Origin of the sequence: Polaromonas sp. (genome assembly GCF_041689105.1) — a bacterium.
Lineage (GTDB): Bacteria > Pseudomonadota > Gammaproteobacteria > Burkholderiales > Burkholderiaceae_C > Polaromonas.
On record NZ_JBDNGU010000195.1, the window covers coordinates 1 to 21,393 of the forward strand.

Below are 21,393 nucleotides of genomic sequence, written 5' to 3' on the forward strand. Positions count from 1 at the left end.
CCGTTGTGTCCAGGGTCTGATCAAGACAATGAAGGGCTTGCACTGTGGCTTTGGAAGATGGTTGACGCTTTTGCATGATGACCTCTTTCCTCACTAAATTGTGAGAGGGAGGTGATGCAAGTCATTCTGGCACGGGGGGGAGCCGTTGTGCCCTTCGTCTGCGGTCTGGCGCTCATGGTCGTCCCGTACTTCATCTCGAACACACCACTCCTTGTCCTCGCCGGCGTTTGTCTCGTTGCCGTTCCATACTTCGTGCGAATTTGAGTGCGTGCTCTGTGGTGAGCTCCCGTGTCGCAGCATCCGGGACCGTCTCCCGCAGGCTGCACTCGTGAATCGGCACTTCGTCAGCTTCGCCATTCCGGCGACCCCAATGCCTAAACCATCCATCAAGCGGATGCCTTACTGCGTGCTCCGCCCGTCGCCAACCGTCGCTCATCTCGAACGCCAGGTGCCTTGCGCAAAATGACCGCGTGTCCGTTTGCGCCAGCCTTGATGCGAACAGGGCCTCATGCTCGAAGTCTCCGCTTCACGCAGCACCAACAAGCCATGCCCGCTCCCACATCAGGCGCACGAGACCACGCCACAGCTTTAGAAGACGACTGGTATAGCCGCAGCCATACGGTGGCACCGCAACTACTCAGCCCCGCCGAATGCGCCGCAGTCGTTGGTCTTTATCCGGATTCAACCCGCTTTCGCAGCCGTGTCGTGATGGCGCGCTACGGCTTTGGCCGGGGTGAGTACCAGTACTTCAGTTACCCGCTGCCCGACCTTGTGCAAAGCCTGCGCAGCCGGCGCTACCCGCAACTGGTGAGCGTGGCGAATCGCTGGAACGAGGCCATGGGCATCGATGTGCGTGACCCGGTGGACCACGCGGAATTTCTGGCGCGCTGTCATGCCGCCGGACAGCTGCGACCGACGCCTTTGCTGCTGCAGTATGGCGAGGGCGACTACAACTGCCTGCACCAGGACTTGTACGGTGAACATGTGTTTCCGTTGCAGGTGGCGGTGTTGCTGTCGCAACCGGGGGCGGACTTTAGCGGCGGTGAGTTTGTGCTGACGGAGCAGAGGCCGCGCATGCAGTCACGCGCTGCCGTGGTGCCGCTGCAGCAGGGTGATGCGGTGGTGTTTGCCTTGCACCACCGGCCGGTGGCGGGCAGCCGGGGGTTTTACCGCGTCAACATGCGCCACGGCGTGAGCACCGTCAGGTCCGGCCACCGCCACACCCTGGGCATTATTTTTCATGACGCGCAGTAAAAACGCGGGCCGGGGAAAATACGCGTGTGACTGCCAATCTTTTTGAAGACATCGACGCGCCAGAGCCGGCGCGGGAGCCGCTGGCGCCCGGCGCCGTGCTGCTGCGTGGCTTTGCGTGTGAGGTGGCAGGCGAAATTCTTGAAGCAGTTAACGGCGTGCTGGCCCAAGCGCCGCTGCGCCATCTGGTCACACCGGGCGGCTACACCATGTCGGTGGCCATGAGCAACTGCGGCCCGCTGGGCTGGGTGTCGGACCGCCGCGGCTACCGTTATGACGCGCTGGACCCGCTCTCGGGCCAGCCCTGGCCGGCGATGCCGGAGCGCTGGAAGGCGCTGGCCGCGCGCGCTGCCGCGCAGGCGGGTTTTGAGGGCTTTGAGCCCGACGCCTGCCTCATCAACCAGTACCTGCCCGGCAGCAAACTCTCGCTGCATCAGGACCGGGACGAACACGATTTCTCGGCGCCGATCGTGTCGGTGTCGCTGGGCCTGCCCGCCGTGTTCTTGTTCGGCAGCGAACGCCGCACCGACCGGCCGCAGCGTTATTGCCTGCAGCATGGCGATGTGGTGGTCTGGGGCGGCGCGTCGCGGCTGGCGTTTCACGGTGTGGCGCCGCTGGCCGACGGCGAGCACAGCCTGCTGGGCCAGCGCCGCATCAATCTGACGTTTCGCCGCGCGGGCTGACTTTTACAAGGAAAATCGGCCTCTGGCCTTTTATCCACGGGCGCAAGCAGCTATCAAAACAGGAGCGAGATTCAGCCTGAATCCACTTAAGAAAACCCTAAGAACCCCGCAGCATCATGAAAGCACCTCAACACAAGGTGTCACCATGAATTCATCGCCGCATGAGATAACTCCGCTTCGCCTTCTGCTCGCCGCCGCAGGGTTGGTCTTTGCCGCGCTTGCGCCAGCTGCCCAGGCGACCACGCCGGCTGACATGCTGGCTGGCTACACCGCCCAGGCTGGTGTGTCCGCCGTGCCCGCGCGTGGCCAGCAGCTGTTCAACACGCGCCAGGGCCGCGAATGGAGCTGCGCCTCCTGTCACGCCGCGCTTCCCATGACAACTGGAAAACATGCTGCCACCGGCAAGCCAATAGGCCCTTTGGCCCCAGCCTTCAACGCCGAGCGCTTCACCGACGCGGCCAAGGCCGAGAAATGGTTTCGCCGCAACTGCAACGATGTCGCTGGCCGCGAATGCACGGCCGTCGAAAAGGCCGATGTGCTGAGCTGGCTGATGACGCTCAAACCCTTATGAATTGCCCGTCATTTTTGCAACCAGGACCACAAGCCATGTCATATTCATCTTTCTCCAGCGCCATCCGGGTTCTGTCCGGCCTGTTGCTTGCCCTCGGTGTCGCCCACGCGGCCCTGGCCGATGGCGACAAACGCATGCTGCCCCTGCTGCCCAAATACCAGCAGGAGTGCGCGGCCTGCCATGTGGCCTACCCGCCGGGTATGCTGCCAGCGGCGTCGTGGCAGCGGGTGATGGCCAACCTGCCCAAACATTACGGCACGGATGCCTCGCTCGATGAGGCGACGGTCAAGGAGATCGGCACCTGGCTGAACACCAACGCAGGCACTTACAAGCGGGTGCGTGAAGATCCGCCGCAAGTCCGCATCACGCGCTCAGCGTGGTTTGTCCGCAAACACGATGAAGTCTCTGCCGTCACCTGGAAGCTGCCGGCGGTCAGGAGTGCCTCCAACTGCGCAGCCTGTCACACCACAGCCGACATGGGCAATTTCAGTGAACGAAATCTTCGCATTCCCAAGTGAGGCCACCATGAACATCCCTGCACTTTCTCCTTCCGACGCATCCGGGTCAGCCAGCTCGCCAGCCGCCGCATCTCCCCAGGCGAGCCGGCCCGCAAGCCGCCGGGTGACGGACGCCACCACGCGCATGTTGCACTGGCTCATGGCACTGAGTTTCACCGCCGCCTATATCACGGCCGATGGCGAGCGCTGGCGACTGGTGCATGTCACGCTGGGCTACACGCTGGCAGGGCTGTTTGTCGCCCGACTGCTGTGGGGCCTGTTTGGTCCGCGTCAGGCCCGACCGGCGGTGATGCTGCGAAAAGTACAGGGCTTTCCGGCCTGGCTGAAGTCGCTGACCAGCATGCGCTCGACAGCGACGCTGCAACCCGTCTGGCGTCAAGGCCAAAACCTGGTGATGGCGCTGGTTGTGGTGCTGATCCTGGGGTTGGTCATTCCGCTGACGCTCAGCGGTTACGCTGTCTGGGATGAGTGGGGCGGAGAGTGGCTGGAGGAGGTGCATGAATTTTTCGGCACGGCCCTGCTGATCGTGGTGTTGGCCCACGTTGGCCTGATTGCCCTGCTCAGTGTGCTTCGCCGCAAGAACCAGGCCCTGCCCATGCTTACCGGCCGCACGGGCGGCCCCGGCCCCGACCTTGCCAAACGCAACCACGGCCTTCTGGCTGTGGTGTTGCTGGCCTGTGTTTTGGCGTTCTGGACCTGGCAATGGACAGGGGCGCCGCAAAGCGTGGTGGCCCGCGACGCTGTAACGGCTGATAATCAACGAAACAAAGAGCACGACTGAGAGAGCCCCTGCCGATGCGCATACTGCTTGCCGAAGACGACGCCCTGCTCGGTGATGGCCTGCGCGCCGGGCTCTGCCAGCTCGGGTTTCTGGTCGACTGGGTGCGAGACGGGGAGGCCGCCGAGCGCGAGCTGCGGGCACAGCCCTACGATGCCGCCGTGCTTGACCTCGGGCTGCCGCACAAGGACGGTCTGGAAGTCTTGGCCGCCCTGCGCCGCTCGGGCATCACCACACCGGTGCTGGTGCTGACCGCCAGGGACGCCGTCCCGGACCGCATTCGCGGGCTGAACGTGGGGGCAGACGACTATGTGGTCAAGCCGGTGGACCTGCACGAACTGGCGGCACGCCTGCGGGCACTGGTTCGCCGCGCGCACGGTCAGCCGCAGGAGTGCCTGAGTGCACAGGATGTGGTTCTTGACCCGGCTGCGCGCACGGTGCGTCAGGCGGGCGGGCCCGTCACGCTCTCGACCCGTGAGTTTGACCTGCTGCAGGCCTTCATGCTGGGCGCTGACCGCGTACTTTCGCGCGAGCAGCTTGAGCAACAGCTCTACAGCTGGGGCAAGGAGGTGGAGAGCAACGCCGTGGAAGTGCATGTCCACAACCTGCGCCGCAAGCTGGGTCCGGCATTGATCCACACTGTGCGCGGCGTGGGTTACATGCTGCTGCGCGACTCCCCGAAGAAAACATGATCAAAACGCCGCGCTCCCTGCAGGGCCGCTTGATGGCCCTGGTGTTGTGTGTGGTGGTGGTGGTGTGGCTGGCGACGGCCGTATTGACTTGGATGGATGTGCGCCATGAACTGGACGAGCTGCTGGACAGCCATCTCGCCCAGGCCGCTTCTCTTCTGGTGGTGCAGCAGACGCAGGAGATCGAAGACGACGACCGCAGCGTTGACGCGCCCACTTTGCACCGTTATGCGCCCAAGGTGGCGTTCCAGGTTTTTCATGAGAATCGCCTGACACTTCGCTCTGCCAATGCACCCACGGCCCCGATGGTTGAACTCCAGAAGCGTTTCAGGGCCGGTTTCAAGACCGTGCAGATAGGCGGCACGGCATGGCGCGTTTTCGCCACGCACGGAGCCGAGCGCGACGTGCAGGTGTACGTGGGTGAGCAGATCAATTCCCGTAACGATATTCTGTGGGCTGTGCTCCGCAGTACGTTATGGCCGATGGCGCTGGCTCTGCCTCTGCTGGCGGCGGCGCTCTGGTGGGCGGTGTACCGCGGCGTGGCGCCCATGCGCAAGCTCGGCCGCGCCCTGGCCGAACGCCGGCCGCAGGCACTGCACACAGTGACCGTTGACGATGCGCCTTTGGAGATGGCGCCCATGATTGCTGCGCTGAACGGGCTGTTCGAACGGATCGCAACATTGCTGGAGTCCGAGCGGCGCTTCACCGCCGACGCAGCCCATGAGTTGCGCACGCCGATTGCTGCCATCCGCGCACAGGCCCAGGTCGCGCTGGGTGAAGCCGACGATGCGTTGCGCCGGCAGGCCCTTCACAACACGCTCGAAGGCTGTGACCGCGCCACCCGACTGGTCGAGCAACTGCTGACCTTGTCCCGACTGGAAGCCGCCGCGATGCCCACGGCGGCGCCAGTCGACCTCAGTGCGCTGAGCCGGCGTGTGGTGGCTGAACTGGCCCCCAGGGCGATCGGTAAAAACCAGACGCTGGCGTTGGAGGCGACACAGCCCTGCAGCCTGGCCGGCAACGAGACCCTGCTGGCTGTGTTGGTGCGCAATCTGGTGGACAACGCGGTGCGTTACAGCCCGCCTTCGGCACGCGTGAAGGTGTCCGTGCAGTGTCAGGCAGGCCGCGTGGCCTTCAGTGTCGAAGACAGCGGCCCGGGCATGGCCGAAGCCGACTGCCAGCGGCTCGGTGAACGGTTTTTCCGGGTTACCGGCAGCGACGAGAGCGGCAGCGGCCTGGGGTGGTCCATCGTGCGGCGCATCGCGTCCGTGCACGGGCTCGATCTGCAGGTTGGACACTCGGTGGAACTCGGTGGGTTCGCTGTTCGCGTGAGTGGACAGCTTGCCGCTGGTACAGGGTAGCCTTCAATGGACCTTCAAGTCGGTGCAGGTGACTGCTTGAGCAATTGCGTCATCAGGCCGATCTGCTCGCGCTGCATGGTCAGCAGCTCGCTCCACTGGCCTTCGCGAAGCAGGTCCAGCTTCTCGTGCAGCAGCATGATTTCAAGCTCGGCCTTCAGGTTGACCTCGTAGTCGTGCGCGGCGGCCAGCCGGTCCTTTTCTGCCTGACGGTTCTGCGACATCAGGATGATGGGCGCCTGCGCTGCGGCCAGCATGGAGAGAAACAGGTTCAGCAGGATGTAGGGGTAGGGGTCAAAGCTTTTGCCGTGGCCCGCCAGGATCACCGAGTTCAGGGCGACCCAGGTCACCAGGATGACGCCGAAGAGGGTGATGAAAGTCCAGGAACCGCCAAAGGCAGCCACCGTGTCTGCGGCACGCTGACCTGCACTGGCCCGGGTTTCCAGGTCGGCTGCGGTGTTTCGGGAAATGTACTTTCGCGCGGCGACGTGGCGCGCCACTTTGCGGGTGGGTTCGTCCAGCGATTCGTAGGGTACGCCCAGCTGGTGGCGGGCGATGTCTTCAGGCTTTTTCATGGCGGTCCTTGACGGCTGGCAGGGTGGGCTGCGGCCAGTGTAGGCCCGCGCGGTTCTGCGATGCTGCCGACGTGAGCACAAGTTGTTGCGCCGGTGCCGGATCAAGCTGCCGTTTCGGCGGGTGGGCTGACTTTTACAAGAAAAATTGGCCTTCATCCCTTGTGCAGCGGGCGCAGGCAGCTATCAAAAACGTAGCGGTCTTGGTCTCATCGACACATTCGATAGCCGTCGGTCTCCAGGTGGAAATGGTCACGGTGCGCCGCGTTGTAGTCTGGCCCCAGCACACCCTTGAAGTAGCGGCAGGCGCCGCGATGGACCTCCCGCAGAAACAACGCGTCCGGGCCGGCCACTGTACCGGCATCGTCAGCCTGCCACTGGCGCAGCACGGTCACGCGCTTGCCACTGGACAGCGTGAAGCCGGCAATGTCCAGCGCGTCGGCGGTGGCATGCCGGCTGCGGTTGCCGGACGGTGTATCTGGCATGGCCACTTCGCCGCGGTTGACGTTGCGGCAGGCATAACTGCCGAGGTGGTTGATGGCTGTCACGCGCTGGCCCATATGCAACTCGGCCGCCGGCTGTAGCGCGTGGCGCTCCCACATCGCAAACGACAATGCCATCGGGCAACTCAAGGACACTGGCGCGCCCAGCCGCACAGCCGACGAACGCAGCAGCACCGCGTTGTCGAAGCCGCAGCCCGACCCGGTGACACGGTCCGGCAATACGCTGTACGCCATGCCGGTCTGGGTCAGCGCCGCCAGGCAGCGTTGCGGCTCACCGCGCGCCCGTACGAGCTTGGTCGGCGTCAGGAGGTTGGGCGGCGCCGCGACGTCCAGCGGCGCCCAGGGGTTGAAATGCTCGGGGATGGCGACTGCGCCGCTGTAGACCGCGTAGCCGCCGGCCAGCAGCGCGCCGCACAGCAGGGCGAAGAACCAGCGGCCCCAGCGGGGGCGCCGGTTGGCAGAAGGCGGGGTGTTGGGTGTGGCGTGCGGACGCGGGGAACGGGGCATACCTTGCTTATAGGCCGCCAGCAAGCCTGCGTATGCCAGCCAACACCGCCTGTGGCTGCAAGACCTGGCTTGAAGAAAGGGCGACTAGAAGTGTTCGGTTCCCAGAACCAGTGGTTGCTCCGGGCTGTAACTCACGCCGGCGACGATCTGATCAGCAGCGCGGGCGTGAATCATTTCAGCGTCGAGTGCGTAGGCGTTTTTCAGCGCACCCGGCCCATGGTCGGCGTCAAAGTGTTCTTCCATCGCTGCCCGGGAAATCTTCACCGGGACGATTCTGCCGGCGTGTGGCATCCTGAAGATGAGCCAGTCGCCTTGATCCTCGACGTTTGTAGACGGTTCCATGTATCCCTCCTGAAAATTTCAAGAACAGCGGACTGCCTGTGTCAGGTACAGACTGGGAGAAACCACTAAGGGACATCGCCAGCCTGACACAGGTCGCACTGCCCAGGCCACGCAGAGTGGGGAGTCGCGGCACAGGCTGCCATGTAGGACAAGTTCTCTTTTGCCGGTTTGTGGGGTGACTGCTTTGCATAATGAGTTTTGGGCTTTCTGCCATGGCTTTGCCCACCGTTTTATTTTCATTATTTTCAGGAGAACCTCATGGCCCCCTACAACATTGCCGTCGTCGTCGGCAGCCTCCGCAAGGATTCCTTTAACCGCAAACTGGCCCAGGCGCTTGAAAAGCTGTTTCCGGCGGACTTCAGCTTCACGCAGGTGCGCATCGACGACCTGCCGCTTTACAACCAGGACGACGACGGCAGCCCGTCTGCGCAGGTCACCCGGCTAAAGGGCGAGATCACTGCGGCGCAGGGGGTGCTGTTTTTCACGCCCGAGTACAACCGGTCTGTGCCCGGCGTGCTGAAAAACGCGATTGACCACGCCTCCAGGCCCTACGGCAAAAGCGCCTGGAACGGCAAGCCTGCCGGTGTGCTGGGCGCATCCGTCGGCCCCATTGGCACGGCACTGGCGCAGCATCACCTGCGCAACATCCTGGCCTACCTGAACATGCCCACGCTGGGCCAGCCGGAGGCGTTTATCCACAACAAGGAAGGGCTGTACGACGAGGCCGGCAACATCGGCGAGGCCAGCAAAAAATTCCTGCAGGGCTGGGTGGATTCGTATGTGGCCTTCGTCAAAACGAACGCGTGAGTACTGCTAATGAAAAAAGCCGGCTTCGAGCCGGCTTTTTTATGGGCGAAGTCCTCACGCAGCCAGCGTGGCTTCCGGCTGGTTGGCGGCCGGCGCAGCGACGGCCTTGACCTCCAGATCGGCGGCGGTCAGGGCTGCCGCCTTGGCTGCGTCCCCCATGGCCAGGCCTTCGGCGCGCACAAAACGCACGTCGGTGATGCCGAAAAAGCCGAATACGGTCTTCAGGTAACTTTCCTGGTGCTCCATGGCATTGCCGGCGTCGCTGGTGGAGTACACGCCGCCGCGCGACGACGCCACGATCACGGTCTTGCCGCCGGCCAGGCCCACGGGGCCCTTGTCGGTGTATTTGAAGGTGCGGCCGACCTGGGCAATGCGGTCAATCCAGGCCTTGAGTTGCGTCGGGATGCTGAAGTTGTACAGCGGCGCGCCGACCACGATCACATCGGCCGCCATGAACTGCGACACCAGCGCTTCGGACACGGCGTTTTCGCGTTGTTGCACTTCGCTCTGCGCGCTACCTGCGGGCAGGCGAAAGCCCAGCGACTCCGCCGACAGATGGCTGGGGGCGTCTGCGGCCAGGTCCAGGTAGCTGACCTCGGTAGCCGGGTGGCCCGCGCGCCAGGAGGCGACGATTTGGGCGGTCAGCTGGCGCGATACTGAATTGCCGCCCAGGATGCTGGCGTCGATGTGAAGAAGCTTGCTCATGAAATGGATTCCTTGAAAGTGGGTTCGGGTTACTGGCCGGTGCACCTGAATCTCAGCCATGGATAGATTGTGCAGGCGAGTCGATTGATTGATAAGTCGGCAAAATAGAGATACATTGTTCCATCAATAGGACAATAGATGCGCACCATGCAAGATCTGAATGACATGTTTTATTTCGCGGAAGTGGTGGAGCGGGGCAGTTTTTCGGCTGCCGGCCGCGCGCTGGGACTGCCCAAATCCCGGCTGTCGCGCCGCGTGGCCGAGCTGGAGGCCCGGCTGGGCGCACGGCTGCTGCAGCGCACCACCCGCAAGCTGTCATTGACCGCAGTCGGCGAGATTTACCTGCGTCACTGCAGCGCCATGCGCGACGAGGCGCTGGCCGCCGATGAAGCCGTGGCGCAACTGCAGGTCGAGCCGCGCGGCACGCTGCGCATCACCTGCCCGGTGACGCTGGCGCAAAGCACCCTGGGTTACCTGGTGCCGCAGTTCATGGCGCTGTACCCGCAGGTCAGGGTCGACATGCGTGTGACCAACCGGGTGGTGGACCTGGTCGAGGAGGGCATCGACATTGCGCTGCGGGTGCGCCCCACGCTGGACGACAGCGGCAGCCTGGTGGTCAAGAATCTGGGTTTGTCTGGCGGTCATCTGCTGGCCAACCCGGCGTTGTTGGCGCGCCAGGGCTGGCCTGAAAAACCCGAAGACCTGGAGAAGCTGGACACAGTGGCCATGTCATGGGCAGACGGGCGCGCTTCCTGGGCGCTGATTGGTCCTCAAGGTCAGGAGTTTGTGCTGCATCATCAGCCGCGTTATGTGGCCGACGATTTGCAGACGCTCAAGCTGGCGGTGCTGGCCGGCACCGGCATCAGTTTTTTGCCGGAATCCGTCAGCGTCGCCGAGCGCCAGGCCCAGTTGCTGATGCCCGTGTTGCCGGGCTGGGCCCCCAAACCGGGTGTGGCCCATGCCGTGTTTCCGTCACGGCGCGGCCAGGTACCAGCGTTACGCAGCTTTCTGGACTTTCTTGGGGAGCATATGCAGGGTGAAACATTGATCTAGCAAAATTACGCGTGGCGGGAGAATCGCCGTCTGCACGCTGGTGCCCTATGCTGCACGGATTCTTGGTCACCCATGAAAACTGGCAGGGGCCAAGAGTGGGCCTTGCATGGAGGGAACTTAACACCGCCTAAACGCACGAACCACCGGACAATTACTTCAATTGATTAAGGGCCCCTGATGTTGTTGACGTATTTCGAAGCCGCGCCGCGCCGCGTGCTGGCACTGGTATCCGTGGGCTGTGTCGCCATGCTGGCGTTTGGCCTGTATCTGCAGCATGTCGCCGGGCTGGAGCCTTGCCCCATGTGTATCGTGCAGCGTTATGCGCTGGTGCTGGTGGCGCTGGTCACGGGCATCACGGCTTTGACGGACAGGAAAGGCCTGTTGATGACGGGCTCGCTGCTGACACTGCTGCTGGCCGGTTTCGGCGCTTTTGTCGCTGCGCGCCAGAGCTTTTTGCAGTGGTATCCGCCAGAGATTTCCGCTTGCGGACGTGACTTTTACGGAATGATCGAGACCTTTCCGCTCAAACGCGTGATCCCGATGATTTTCAGGGGCAGCGGTGACTGCACCAAGATTGACTGGACTTTTCTGGGTCTGTCGATTGCCAACTGGTCGTTCCTGTGTTTTGTGGCAATTGGCCTGGTGATGCTGGCGCTGCTGGTGCTCCGCGGACGCAAGCCAGCGCGCTGAATCCGCAATTCAAGGCGCCAGCGGGGCGCTTTTGGCCGGCACCATCGAGATCTCGACGCTGCCGCCCGGGTTGTGGCTGCGGATCCTGAACGCGTCATCGCTCAGGCTCAGGATGTCGACCCGGTACGCCAGCGAGTCTTCGATCATTGTGAACGCCCCGTCCTTCAAGGTCCAGGCGCCAAAGGTTGCCTTGCTGTTGGGCGAGGTCATCGCCAGAGTGCCGTCGGACAAAAACACATACAGCATGCCCGGCGATACGCCGCTCGACAGGCCGACTTCCCAGACCTTGTTGACAAAACCCGGCTTGCTGGCAGGCAGCTGCGCTGCCGGAGTCAGTTTGTCTGCGGTGTCCGATGTTTCGGAGCAGGCCGCAGCAAGCACAAGGGCCAGCACACAGACTGTCCGCTGAATGAAAGGGTTCATGTCCGAGGTTCCCAAACCTTGATTTTTTTCTTGGCTTGCAAAAGCAGTAATACTGTATATATTAACAGTCCTTGCTGCCTTTCCTTTGCTGCCTTTCCCATGTCTGCCTCTTTCCCCATTTTTGCCCATGTCTGGCGTGCTGATGCCGTGGACCACGCCGTCGCGCAGACCGTGGACACGGCTTACGCCGCCCTGAATGCGGTCCTGCCCGGCGGCGGCTGGCCGCAAGGCGCGCTGGTGGAAGTGCTGCAGCCGCAGGCGGGCCTGTACGAATGGGGCCTGCTGGCGCCTGCGCTGGCTGCGGTGCAATCTGCGCAGCCCCGCCAGCTCATGGTGCTGGTGGGCGCGCCTTGCCTGCCGTTTGGCCCGGCGCTGGGGGCGCGTCAGCTCAACATGCAGCGCATGGTGTGTGTGCATAGCAAGGGGCCTGCACTGCTGTGGGCCACGCGCGAGGCGCTGCAATGCGCCGACGTGGCTGCCGTGCTGGCCTGGCTGCCTGATGCACGCAGTGCGCATCTGCGCCGCCTGCAGATTGCCGCCCATGCGCACAACAAGCTGCTGCTGGTGTTTCGCCCCCTGCGGGCGCAGGCGGAGTCCTCGCCGGCGCCGCTGCGCCTGCTGCTCGAAGGTGTGGTGCGCGACGAAGGCAACCTGCTTGTGCATGTGCTCAAGCGCCGCGGCCCGCCGCTGGGCGCGCCCTTGTTGCTGAACACCTGGCCGCCACGGCTTGCGGCTCTGCTGGCTGCCAGCCGCGAGCGCTTGCGCCGCCAGCGCGAAGAAGGTGCGCCCGCGCGGCTGCCTTCTCAGGTCGCGCTTCCTGTCACTTCACCGCACAGTCCCCTCCATGCGTTGCTGGATCGCATTGCACACCTCGATCACCACTGAACCGGGTGCCGGGCTGCTGGACGAGGCCGGGGTGCAGCGCGCTGTGGCCAGCATTGCGCTGGGCTTTTCGCCGCGCGTGGCGCTGCTCGACGAGGCTGTGCTGGTAGACGCGACGGCCAGCTTGCGCCTGTTCGGCGGGCTGGCGTGCCTGATGCAGTTGCTGCAAGCGCGTTTACTTGCATTTTTTGAGTCAAATCAGCTGCTGGCCCATGTAGAACGGGCGCAGGGTGCTACTTCTTTGATAGCGATTGGGCGGCTGCGCTGGCAGGCCCAACAAACCGCCGGAACAGGGGCAGTGAAAAAGCGCGTGGCCGAACTGCCCATGCACACCCTGAGCGCGGCACGCCCGCACCTGGGCGTGCTGGCGCGCATTGGTTGCCGCACCTGGGACGACCTGCTGCGCCTGCCGCGCGACGGCGTGGCCCGGCGTTTTGGCGCGGAGCTGCTGCAGGCGCTGGACCGGGCCTGCGGCACAGTGGCCGATGAATACGACTGGCAGGTGCTGCCCGAACACTTTGACGAAAAAATCGAGCTCAATGCGCTGGTCATACACGCACCGGCGCTGATGGCCGGGGCAGAACGCCTGTTGGCCAGTCTGCAGGCCTGGCTGCTAGGCCGGCAAAGCGGACTCAGCGCGCTCCGGCTCACCTGGCACCTCGACAAGCGCCGCGACGTTCCGCCCACCGGCGAGCTGGACGTGCGCACCGCCCAGCCCGCCCAAGACCTGCGTCATGTGGCGCGTCTGGTGGCCGAACACCTGGCGCAGCACAAGTTGCCGGCGCCCGTGCATTCGCTGAGCCTGCAGTCGCTGGTGACCGAGCCGCTGGCCGATGCGGGCGCCGCCACTGGCAGCCTGCTGATGACAGAGCGCAAGCAGGGTGACAGCGCGGTCGAGCTGATCGAGCGCCTGAGCGCGCGCCTGGGGCCGGCACAGGTGCAGGTCTGGCAGGCGCAGGCCGACCACCGGCCGGAGCTGATGCAGCGTTGGGTGCCGGCGCAGACTACTATCAAATCCATAGCTGGTAGCGCCCGATCCATAAGGGCCAGAGGCCGAAAAGATATCAAAAATTCACCTGAAAGTGAGGCCAGAAGCGAGACCCGAACCGAAGCGCTTTACCCCGCCTGGCTGCTGCCTGAACCGCTCAAGCTGGCCACTGTTGGCAACAGCCCGGTGTACCAGGGCAAGCTGTTTCGACTGGCCGGGCCACAGCGGCTGGAAGCCGCAGGCTGGCTGCTGGCCGGCAGCGACGCGGCCCATGGTGCGGTGGGGCAGGGCAAGCCGCTTGCGCTGCGTGACTACTTTGTTTACCGCAGCCAGCTGGGCAGCCTGCTGTGGATTTACAGCGAACGCCTGGTGCCCGCACCTGAAGCCTTGCAGCAACGCGCCTGGTATTTGCATGGCTTTTTTGCCTGAGTGCTGAGCCCATGCCAGCCCATCCACTTCCCGATTACGCCGAGCTGCATGCACTCAGCAACTTCAGTTTCCAGCGCGGCGCCTCGCACGCGCAGGAGCTGGTCGAGACCGCGGCCGAACGGGGCTACACCGCCCTGGCCATCACCGACGAATGTTCGGTCGCCGGCGTGGTGCGGGCGCATCTGGCCGCCAAAGAGTCTGGGCTCAAGCTGCTGCCGGGCGCCGAGTTTCTGGTGCAGGCGGCTTGTCCCATTCGTCTGGTGGTGCTGCCGCATAACGCCGCAGGCTGGGGAAACTTGTGCGAGTTCATCACCGTTGCCAAACAAGCCGGGGACGTGATCGACAAAGGCAGCTACCGGGTCGCCGTGGGCGAGAGTGACTTTGCGCTGCTGGCCCATTGTGAGATTTTGCTGTCGTCCTTGCCGGATGCTATCGATACAGAAGCGCTCTGCACCCATGCCGTATGGGCCAGAGGCCTGTTTGGCTTGAATGCCTGGCTGGCCGTGGAATTGCTGCAAGGCCTGGACGACGCGCTGCGCCTGCAGCAACTGCAAGAGGTGGCGCAGCGCACCGGCCTGCGCCTGGTGGCCGCCGGCAACGTGCTGATGCACAAACGCTCACGCAAACCGCTGCACGACGTGATGACGGCCATCAAGCTGGGCAAAGCCGTGCATGATTGCGGCTTTGCGCTGCAAGCCAATGCCGAGGCCCACTTGCGGCCGCGTATGCGTCTGGCCGACATTTACCCGGCCGGGCTGCTGCGCGCCACGCTGGAGGTGGCGGCGCGCTGCAACTTCAGCCTGGACGAGATCCGCGATCTGTACCGCTATCCCATGGAAGACATCGTGCCCAGCGCCGAGACGCCAACTCAGTGTCTTGGTCGCTTGACCAGCGAGGGGGCCAAAGAGCGTTACCCGGCGGGTGTTCCTGAGAAAATCAGGACCCAACTGGCCTTTGAACTGGCCCTGATCGAAGAGCTTCAGTACGAGATGTTTTTTATCACCGTGCATGACATTGTCCGGTTTGCCAGAGAGCAGAAAATCCTTTGTCAGGGGCGTGGCTCGGCCGCCAATTCGGCGGTCTGCTTTTGTCTGGCAATCACCGCCGTCAATCCGGCGGAAAGCAATTTGCTGTTTGAGCGCTTTATCAGCCGCGAGCGCTGCGAGCCGCCAGACATTGATGTGGACTTCGAGCACCAGCGGCGTGAAGAGGTCATCCAGCACATCTACAAAAAATACGGCCATGACCGGGCGGCCATCGCTGCCACCGTGATCAGCTACCGGCCGCGCAGCGCGATTCGTGATGTTGGCAAGGCGCTGGACATCGCGCCAGAACTGATCGAACGGTTTGCCAAAGAACATTTCTGGTTCGACGGAAGCCAGGCCCTGAAACAAAAACTGGAAGAGGCCGGCCTGCAAGGCGAGGCAGACGCCATCGTTCAGTGGCTGGACCTGGCCGTGCAACTGATCGGTTTTCCGCGTCACCTGAGCCAGCACGTGGGCGGCTTTGTGCTGACGCAGGGCAAGCTGACGCGGCTGGTGCCGGTGCAGCCCGCCTCCATGGAAGCGCGCCGCATCATCCAGTGGGAAAAGGACGACCTGCAAGCCATGGGCCTGCTCAAGGTGGACGTGCTGGCGCTGGGCATGTTGTCCGCCATCAAGCGCTGCCTGGACCTGGTGAACGAGACCCGGGGCAGCCGCCTGGAGATGCACACGCTGCCCCTGGCCGATACGCAGACCTACGACATGATCTGCGAGGCCGACACCGTGGGTGTGTTCCAGATCGAGAGCCGGGCGCAAATGTCCATGCTGCCGCGGCTGCAGCCGCGCAATTACTACGACCTGGTGGTACAAGTCGCCATCGTGCGGCCCGGGCCGATTCAGGGCGGCATGGTGCACCCGTATCTGAAAAACCGCGAAATCATCCGGCAGGGCGGAGAGATCAAACCCGAATACCCGGCACTCAATCCGGCGCTGGAGCGCACGCTGGGTATTCCCATTTTTCAGGAGCAGGTGATGCAGATCGCCATCATCGCCGCCGACTTCACGCCGGGCGAGGCCGACGACTTGCGCCGCTCCATGGCGGCCTGGAAGCGCAAGGGCGGGGTGGAGCGCTTTCATGGCCGGCTGGTTAACGCCATGGTCAAAAATGGCTACAGCGCCGAATTTTCAGAACGTATCTTCAAGCAGATTCTGGGCTTTGGCGACTACGGCTTCCCCGAAAGCCACGCCGCCAGCTTTGCCAAGCTGGTGTATGTGAGCTGCTGGCTCAAGTGCCACGAACCGGCCTGTTTCCTGGCGGCCATGATCAATTCACAACCCATGGGTTTTTATGCGCCCTCGCAACTGGTGCAGGACGCGCGCAGGCACGGCGTCGAAGTGCGCGCCATCGATGTCATGCACAGCCAGTGGGATTGCACGCTGGAGCCGGCAGGCCAGGACGCCATGCGCACGCGTTATCCCGGGATCCATGACAACCAGCCCGCCGTGCGCCTGGGTTTACGCCTGGTGTCCGGCCTGCGGGCAGATGCCGTGGACCGGCTGGTGCAGGCCCGCGCCCAAGCCCCTTTTACCTCCACCGAAGACCTGGTGTCGCGCGCCCGTTTGGGCATGCTGGAGGCCAACGCGCTGGCAGCCGCTGATGCCTTGCTTGCCCTGGCCGGGCACCGACGCCAGCAGGTCTGGGAAGCTTCGGCCATCAAACCGGCGCCCCTGCTGCTCAAGTCTGTTCCCACGATGGAGCCTGCACTGAAGCTGCCCGACACGCCTGAAGGTGAAAACATCCTGTTCGACTACCAGGCGACGGGCCTCACGCTGCGCCGCCACCCGCTGGCCTTGCTGCGGCCGCGGCTGGCGCGGCGTGGGCTTCTCAGCGCCAACGAGCTGAATGCCCTGCCAGACGGCCGGGACGTGGCGGCCTGCGGCATCGTCACGGTGCGCCAGCAGCCGCAAACCGCCAAAGGCACCATTTTTGTTACGCTGGAAGACGAGACCGGCCCGGTCAACGTGATTGTCTGGAAGTCATTGCGCGAAACCCAGCGCGCTGAAGTGCTGCACGCCCGCCTGTTGGCGGTGTACGGCGTGTGGCAGCGCAGCGAGGAAAGCGGCACGGCACCCGGTTATGGCGCAGTGCGTAACCTGGTGGCGCAGCGGCTCGAAGACTTGACCCCGCTGCTGGGACGGTTAGGCACGTCCAGCCGCGATTGCCATTAAGACCTGGTTTGCGCCCGTGCTCAGGTGCTCAGGTGCTCAGGTGCTCAGGTGCTGGTGGTGTTTATGCGAGGGCACCACAGCCGGCAGGCTTGAAGATGCGTTCGGTGGAGGCGGGGTAGGCGGCCAGCTTGTTCGCGGGGCGGCGTGGTCGCGCCAGCAACTCACCGCCGCAGTTCGGGCAATTGCCCTGAAGTCGCTGCGTGGCGCAGTCGCTGCAAAAGGTGCATTCAAAGGTACAGATGCGCGCGTCCGGGGACTCGTTGGGCAAATCCCGGTTGCAGCATTCACAGTTGGGGCGCAGTTGGAGCATGTGATGTCCTGGTTGCAAACAAACAAACAAACGGATGAAGCCAAGGTGACCGTCTGCGACGCTGCTGATCCATGGCCGCGCGACACACGGTTCTTGAATATCCCCTAGCATTCACCATATTACTGGTTACTGGTTACTGGTTACTGGCCGTGCTGGCATGGCCCTGACCCAAAAACTGCAAGGCGTTAACCATGACGACATCTGTTCCCCAAAAAATGAAAATCGATTTTGTCTCGGACGTATCCTGCCCCTGGTGCGTGATCGGGCTCAAGGCGCTGGAAGATGCCTTAGGCCGGGTCGGCGGCGAGGTGCAGGCCGACATACATTTCCAGCCCTTTGAGCTGAACCCGAACATGCCCGACGAAGGGCAGGACATTGCCGAGCACCTGGCCGAAAAATACGGCTCCACGCCCGAGCAGTCGCAGCGCAACCGCGAGATGATCCGCGCGCGCGGGCAGGATGTGGGTTTTACCTTCAGCATGGACAAGCGCGGCCGCATCTACAACACCTTTGATGCACACCGGCTGCTGCATTGGGCCGAAGAGGCGGGGGAAGGGCGCCAGCTCGCGTTGAAAGATGCTTTGTTCAAGGCGTACTTCACCGATGGCGACAGCCCCGGTTCCCACGATGTACTGGCGCGTGTAGCCGGGGAGGTTGGGCTGGACGTGGCTCGCGCAAAAGCCATTCTTGCCTCGGACGAGTATGCCGACGCGGTGCGCGAGCGCGAGCAGTTTTACCTGCAACAGGGCATCCACTCGGTGCCGGCCATCATCATCAACGACAAACACCTGATCTCGGGCGGCCAGCCCGCCGAAGTGTTCGAGCAGGCCTTGCGGCAGATCGCTGCGGCCGGCTAAACGCCGATCAGGTCTTCAGCGTTGCCGTCAGCGTAATCACGCCCACGCTTGCCAGCGCCTTGGACAGCGGGCAGCCGCGCTTGGCCTCTTCGGCAATCTGCTGGAACTGGCCCGCGTTGATACCCGGCACCTTGGCTTCCAGGGTCAGCGCGATGCGGTCGATCAGGAAGCCCTCGCCGTCAGCTACCAGGCTGACCTTGGCCGTCGTGTCCACCTGCTCGGTGGCAAAACCCGCCTTGTCGCAGGCAAACGAAAAAGCCATGGTGAAACAGGCCGCATGCGCCGCACCCAGCAGCTCTTCAGGGTTGGTGCCTTTGCGGTCATCTTCAAAGCGGCTGCCGAAGCCATACGGATAGGCCTTGAGTGCCGGGGTCTCGGTGCTGATCTGGCCCTGGCCTTTTTTGCCCTGGCCTTCCCAGTGAACGCTGGCGGTTTTTTCGGTCATGGTGTGTCCTTGTTGAAACGGTGAAGAGCAGGCCAGCACGGCGTGCCTGACTATCTCTCCAATGTCGTTTCAATCGGGCCGGGGCTGCGTGAGACATCACCGCCAGCACGCGCTGGTGTTTTCCTACAGCCGCCCTTACAGGTTTTTCACCAGCACCTGGCTCTTGCGGTTGATGTTGTACTTGCGTTTGCGGGCCTCGGGCAGCCATTCCGGGTCCACCGGCACAAACCCGCGCTTGATGAACCAGTGCATGGTGCGTGTGGTCAACACAAAAATGCTTTTCACACCCATGGCTCTGGCGCGCTGCTCGATGCGTTTGAGGATGCGTTCGCCGTCGCCCTGGCTCTGGCTGTGCGGCGAAACGGTCAACGCCGCCATCTCTGCGGTTTTGGCCTCCGGGTAGGGGTAGAGCGCGGCGCAGCCGAAGATCACGCCGTCGTGTTCGATCACGGTGTAATGGTCGGCATCACGCTCGATCTCGGTCCGGTCGCGCTTGACCAGGGTGCCGTCCTGTTCAAACGGCTCGATCAATTGCAGGATGCCGCCCACGTCATCGGCCGTGGCCTCGCGCAGGCTTTCGAGCTTTTCGTCGATCACCATGGTGCCTATCCCGTCATGCACATAAATCTCCAGCAGCAGCGCGCCGTCTACCGCAAACGGCAGGATGTGGCTGCGTTCAACGCCCGACTTGCAGGCCTTGACACAGTGCTGAAGGTAAAACGCGGTGTCGGTCGGCTGCGACGGGTTGGGCAGCTGGGCCAGCAGTTTCTCGGCTGCGGCCAGCGGCAGTTCCGTATCAATCGGGTTGTCCTCACTGTCGGGTTCACCGGGGTGGATGCGCACGCCTGGAATTTCTGTCAGGAAGATCAGCTTGTCGGCCTGTAATTCGATCGCCACACTGGTGGCAACTTCCTCCATGGTCAGGTTGAAGGCCTCGCCGGTCGGTGAAAACCCAAAAGGCGAGAGCAGCACCATGGCGCCGAATTCCAGCGTGCGCATGATGCCTTTGGTGTCGACCTTGCGCACCAGCCCCGAGTGTTTGAAGTCCACGCCGTCCACAATGCCCACCGGTCTGGCGGTGATGAAGTTGCCCGAGATGACGCGCACCGTGGAGCCGGCCATGGGGGTGTTGGGCAGGCCCTGGCTGAAGGCGGCTTCGATCTCGTAACGCAGCTGGCCTGCCGCTTCCTGCGCGCAATCGAGCGCGACCGAGTCGGTGATGCGCATGCCATGGGAGTACTTTGCCTCGTGGCCCTTGGCGGCCAGCTGTTCGTTGACCTGTGGACGGAAGCCGTGCACCAGCACGATTTTCACGCCCATGCTCTGGATCAAGGCCAGGTCCTGCGCGAGGTGCTGCAGCTTGCCGGCCGCGATGGCCTCGCCAGCGATGCCGACCACAAAGGTTTTGCCGCGGTGCAGGTGGATGTAGGGCGCCACCGAACGAAACCAGGGGACGAAGGTGAAATTGAAGACGGCGGACATGGGCGCGCTTTCCGGTTGCAGGGGAGATGGCGGTGAGTGTAAGGGAGGATGCGGGTTTTCATAGGCGCGCGGCCATGCGCGCCAGGACCGGCTTCGCCTGATAATGACCGGGCTATGGATAAACTGGCCTACGGTTTTTGGGGGTGTTATTTCGGCACGACGGCCCTGATGCTGGTCGGCGCAGCCATGGGGTTTACACGCTCGCTGCACCGCATATCGCTCAACGCCGCCTTGTCGGCGACCGCGTCCAGTTTTTTTGTGATCGCTTTTCTTGGCGGCTTGCCGATTTCGGACCCTGACACCTTGTCGCGTTTTCTGGCGCATGTGGCGCTGGTAGTGGCCAGTGTCCTGGCTTACCTGCTGTTTTCGATTGTGGGCGTACTGGCCAACGGTAAGGTGCGGCGTCGCACGCAGTGGTCCCTGGCGGTTCTGGCGCTGGGCGGCGCGGCGCCGGGCTGGCTATTGCCGGCGCAGCAAGCGTTACAGCTTGGCGTCGGTGTAGCCGCTTTTCTGGGGGTAGTGGCCCTGGGCGTTGCGCTGCGCAGCGCCTTGCGCGGCGACCGGCTGGCCTGGCGGGCGGTTCTGGGAGTTTGCTTCATGCTGATTGCCATTGCCGGTCTAAGCTGGATTGCACTGACGCGCGGGCAGGTACCCTGGCAGGTGCATGCCGCAAGCGCCCTCGCAGGCACGGCCTACCTGACCATGATGGCATCGGCCTTGTGGGTACGCTACTCCTACCTGGTTGAGCTGAACCAGATCATGGCGCATGGCCCGAGTTATGACCCGGTGACACGCATGCGCTCCCACACTGAAACTGGCCAGATGCTTGGCCATGCTTTTCAACAGCAGCGCGACCCGGCGTCAAGGCCGGGCATCCTGGTGCTGAGCATCGGCAATCTGTACGCACTGGAAAAACTGCATGGCAAGGCCGCAGTCAACCATGCCCTGTTTGTCTGCGCCGGCCGCTTGCGGCAGGTCACACCCGGAAAAGCCGAGTTGGGGCGTTTCGGCGAGGATGGTTTCCTGTTGCTGGTCCCCGAATGCCGGGACAGCGGCTATCTGATCAAACTGGCACACCGTGTGGCTGCGCGTGTCGGCAAATCCGTGGTGCTCAACACCATCATGGAGCCCAGCCGCCGCGAAAGCCAGCAAACACGGTGGCGAGCCGGCATCGGCATCGGTGTGCTGATGGTGGCTGATCCGGTGGTGACGGTGTCCGGCACGCTGGCCACGGCGCGCGCCATGTCCCGCGCTGCGATGAGCTTTGCCAGCAGGGTGGCCTGGTTTGACCGGGCCAGTGGGGAAGCCGTTGAACTTCCGGCGCCTGAACTCGGGTAG

General features: G+C 63.4%; 23 protein-coding genes. 15 read left to right on the plus strand and 8 right to left on the minus strand.

What is annotated here, in order from left to right; translation table 11 throughout:
* The first annotated feature begins 546 nt into the window (after nt 1–546).
* From ACESMT_RS19295 to ACESMT_RS19325, 7 genes are all read left to right on the plus strand, one after another.
* Nucleotides 547–1,254, plus strand: coding sequence for a 2OG-Fe(II) oxygenase (locus ACESMT_RS19295; protein WP_372828212.1), 708 nt, complete (start codon nt 547–549; stop codon nt 1,252–1,254).
* Between the two features lie 26 nt (nt 1,255–1,280).
* Nucleotides 1,281–1,934 carry a DNA oxidative demethylase AlkB gene (gene alkB / locus ACESMT_RS19300; protein ID WP_372828213.1) on the plus strand — a complete coding sequence of 218 codons (654 nt, stop codon included), beginning with the start codon at nt 1,281–1,283 and terminating at the stop codon, nt 1,932–1,934.
* Between the two features lie 145 nt (nt 1,935–2,079).
* Nucleotides 2,080–2,505, plus strand: a complete 426-nt coding sequence (locus tag ACESMT_RS19305; protein ID WP_372828214.1) for a DUF1924 domain-containing protein — start codon at nt 2,080–2,082, stop codon at nt 2,503–2,505.
* A gap of 35 nt (nt 2,506–2,540) precedes the next feature.
* The gene (locus ACESMT_RS19310) at nt 2,541–3,023 is read left to right on the plus strand and encodes a diheme cytochrome c (RefSeq protein ID WP_372828215.1); all 483 of its coding nucleotides are present in this window, start codon (nt 2,541–2,543) and stop codon (nt 3,021–3,023) included.
* Between the two features lie 7 nt (nt 3,024–3,030).
* Entirely contained in the window at nt 3,031–3,804 is a 774-nt protein-coding gene (locus ACESMT_RS19315) for a cytochrome b/b6 domain-containing protein (protein WP_372828216.1), read from the plus strand.
* Between the two features lie 14 nt (nt 3,805–3,818).
* Nucleotides 3,819–4,493 carry a response regulator gene (locus ACESMT_RS19320; protein WP_372828217.1) on the plus strand — a complete coding sequence of 225 codons (675 nt, stop codon included), beginning with the start codon at nt 3,819–3,821 and terminating at the stop codon, nt 4,491–4,493.
* Nucleotides 4,490–5,851: an ATP-binding protein gene (locus tag ACESMT_RS19325; RefSeq protein WP_372828218.1), complete on the plus strand. Its 1,362-nt coding sequence runs from the start codon at nt 4,490–4,492 to the stop codon at nt 5,849–5,851. The genes ACESMT_RS19320 and ACESMT_RS19325 overlap by 4 nt, the downstream gene beginning before the upstream one ends.
* Before the next feature lie 14 nt (nt 5,852–5,865).
* Here ACESMT_RS19325 and ACESMT_RS19330 read toward each other — a convergent pair whose 3' ends face one another.
* From ACESMT_RS19330 to ACESMT_RS19340, 3 genes are all read right to left on the minus strand, one after another.
* On the minus strand, nt 5,866–6,423 hold the full coding sequence (locus ACESMT_RS19330; protein ID WP_372828219.1) for a DUF1003 domain-containing protein: 558 nt from the start codon (nt 6,421–6,423) through the stop codon (nt 5,866–5,868).
* 206 nt (nt 6,424–6,629) lie between these two features.
* Entirely contained in the window at nt 6,630–7,430 is an 801-nt protein-coding gene (locus tag ACESMT_RS19335) for an extensin family protein (protein WP_372828220.1), read from the minus strand.
* 84 nt (nt 7,431–7,514) lie between these two features.
* Nucleotides 7,515–7,772: a hypothetical protein gene (locus ACESMT_RS19340; protein WP_372828221.1), complete on the minus strand. Its 258-nt coding sequence runs from the start codon at nt 7,770–7,772 to the stop codon at nt 7,515–7,517.
* A gap of 258 nt (nt 7,773–8,030) precedes the next feature.
* On the opposite strand from ACESMT_RS19340, the gene ACESMT_RS19345 reads away from it, so the two are divergent.
* The gene (locus tag ACESMT_RS19345) at nt 8,031–8,579 is read left to right on the plus strand and encodes an NADPH-dependent FMN reductase (RefSeq protein WP_372828222.1); all 549 of its coding nucleotides are present in this window, start codon (nt 8,031–8,033) and stop codon (nt 8,577–8,579) included.
* A 54-nt stretch (nt 8,580–8,633) separates the two neighbouring features.
* On the opposite strand, the gene ACESMT_RS19350 is transcribed toward ACESMT_RS19345, so the two are convergent.
* Nucleotides 8,634–9,284, minus strand: coding sequence for an FMN-dependent NADH-azoreductase (locus tag ACESMT_RS19350; protein ID WP_372828223.1), 651 nt, complete (start codon nt 9,282–9,284; stop codon nt 8,634–8,636).
* Nucleotides 9,285–9,431: 147 nt separating this feature from the next.
* On the opposite strand from ACESMT_RS19350, the gene ACESMT_RS19355 reads away from it, so the two are divergent.
* The gene (locus ACESMT_RS19355) at nt 9,432–10,337 is read left to right on the plus strand and encodes a LysR substrate-binding domain-containing protein (protein WP_372828261.1); all 906 of its coding nucleotides are present in this window, start codon (nt 9,432–9,434) and stop codon (nt 10,335–10,337) included.
* Between the two features lie 177 nt (nt 10,338–10,514).
* Complete coding sequence (locus ACESMT_RS19360) at nt 10,515–11,027, plus strand: disulfide bond formation protein B (protein ID WP_372828224.1); 513 nt, start codon at nt 10,515–10,517, stop codon at nt 11,025–11,027.
* Nucleotides 11,028–11,036: 9 nt separating this feature from the next.
* Here ACESMT_RS19360 and ACESMT_RS19365 read toward each other — a convergent pair whose 3' ends face one another.
* On the minus strand, nt 11,037–11,450 hold the full coding sequence (locus tag ACESMT_RS19365) for a hypothetical protein (RefSeq protein ID WP_372828225.1): 414 nt from the start codon (nt 11,448–11,450) through the stop codon (nt 11,037–11,039).
* A gap of 99 nt (nt 11,451–11,549) precedes the next feature.
* On the opposite strand from ACESMT_RS19365, the gene imuA reads away from it, so the two are divergent.
* From imuA to ACESMT_RS19380, 3 genes are read left to right on the plus strand one after another with little or no spacing between them, the layout of a single operon-like run.
* Complete coding sequence (gene imuA, locus ACESMT_RS19370) at nt 11,550–12,335, plus strand: translesion DNA synthesis-associated protein ImuA (RefSeq protein ID WP_372828226.1); 786 nt, start codon at nt 11,550–11,552, stop codon at nt 12,333–12,335.
* The gene (locus ACESMT_RS19375) at nt 12,295–13,749 is read left to right on the plus strand and encodes a DNA polymerase Y family protein (RefSeq protein WP_372828227.1); all 1,455 of its coding nucleotides are present in this window, start codon (nt 12,295–12,297) and stop codon (nt 13,747–13,749) included. The genes imuA and ACESMT_RS19375 overlap by 41 nt, the downstream gene beginning before the upstream one ends.
* 11 nt (nt 13,750–13,760) lie before the next feature.
* A complete protein-coding gene (locus tag ACESMT_RS19380; protein WP_372828228.1) occupies nt 13,761–16,961 on the plus strand; it encodes an error-prone DNA polymerase in 3,201 nt (1,066 codons plus the stop codon).
* Nucleotides 16,962–17,022: 61 nt separating this feature from the next.
* Here the strand turns inward: ACESMT_RS19380 and ACESMT_RS19385 are convergent, their stop codons facing one another.
* Entirely contained in the window at nt 17,023–17,271 is a 249-nt protein-coding gene (locus ACESMT_RS19385) for a DUF1272 domain-containing protein (RefSeq protein WP_372828229.1), read from the minus strand.
* Nucleotides 17,272–17,462: 191 nt separating this feature from the next.
* On the opposite strand from ACESMT_RS19385, the gene ACESMT_RS19390 reads away from it, so the two are divergent.
* Nucleotides 17,463–18,128 carry a DsbA family oxidoreductase gene (locus tag ACESMT_RS19390; protein WP_372828230.1) on the plus strand — a complete coding sequence of 222 codons (666 nt, stop codon included), beginning with the start codon at nt 17,463–17,465 and terminating at the stop codon, nt 18,126–18,128.
* A 7-nt stretch (nt 18,129–18,135) separates the two neighbouring features.
* Here the strand turns inward: ACESMT_RS19390 and ACESMT_RS19395 are convergent, their stop codons facing one another.
* Both ACESMT_RS19395 and argA read right to left on the minus strand, forming a co-directional pair.
* On the minus strand, nt 18,136–18,573 hold the full coding sequence (locus ACESMT_RS19395) for an OsmC family protein (protein ID WP_372828231.1): 438 nt from the start codon (nt 18,571–18,573) through the stop codon (nt 18,136–18,138).
* A 135-nt stretch (nt 18,574–18,708) separates the two neighbouring features.
* The gene (gene argA, locus ACESMT_RS19400; RefSeq protein ID WP_372828232.1) at nt 18,709–20,055 is read right to left on the minus strand and encodes an amino-acid N-acetyltransferase; all 1,347 of its coding nucleotides are present in this window, start codon (nt 20,053–20,055) and stop codon (nt 18,709–18,711) included.
* Nucleotides 20,056–20,169: 114 nt separating this feature from the next.
* On the opposite strand from argA, the gene ACESMT_RS19405 reads away from it, so the two are divergent.
* Nucleotides 20,170–21,393 carry a diguanylate cyclase domain-containing protein gene (locus ACESMT_RS19405; protein WP_372828233.1) on the plus strand — a complete coding sequence of 408 codons (1,224 nt, stop codon included), beginning with the start codon at nt 20,170–20,172 and terminating at the stop codon, nt 21,391–21,393.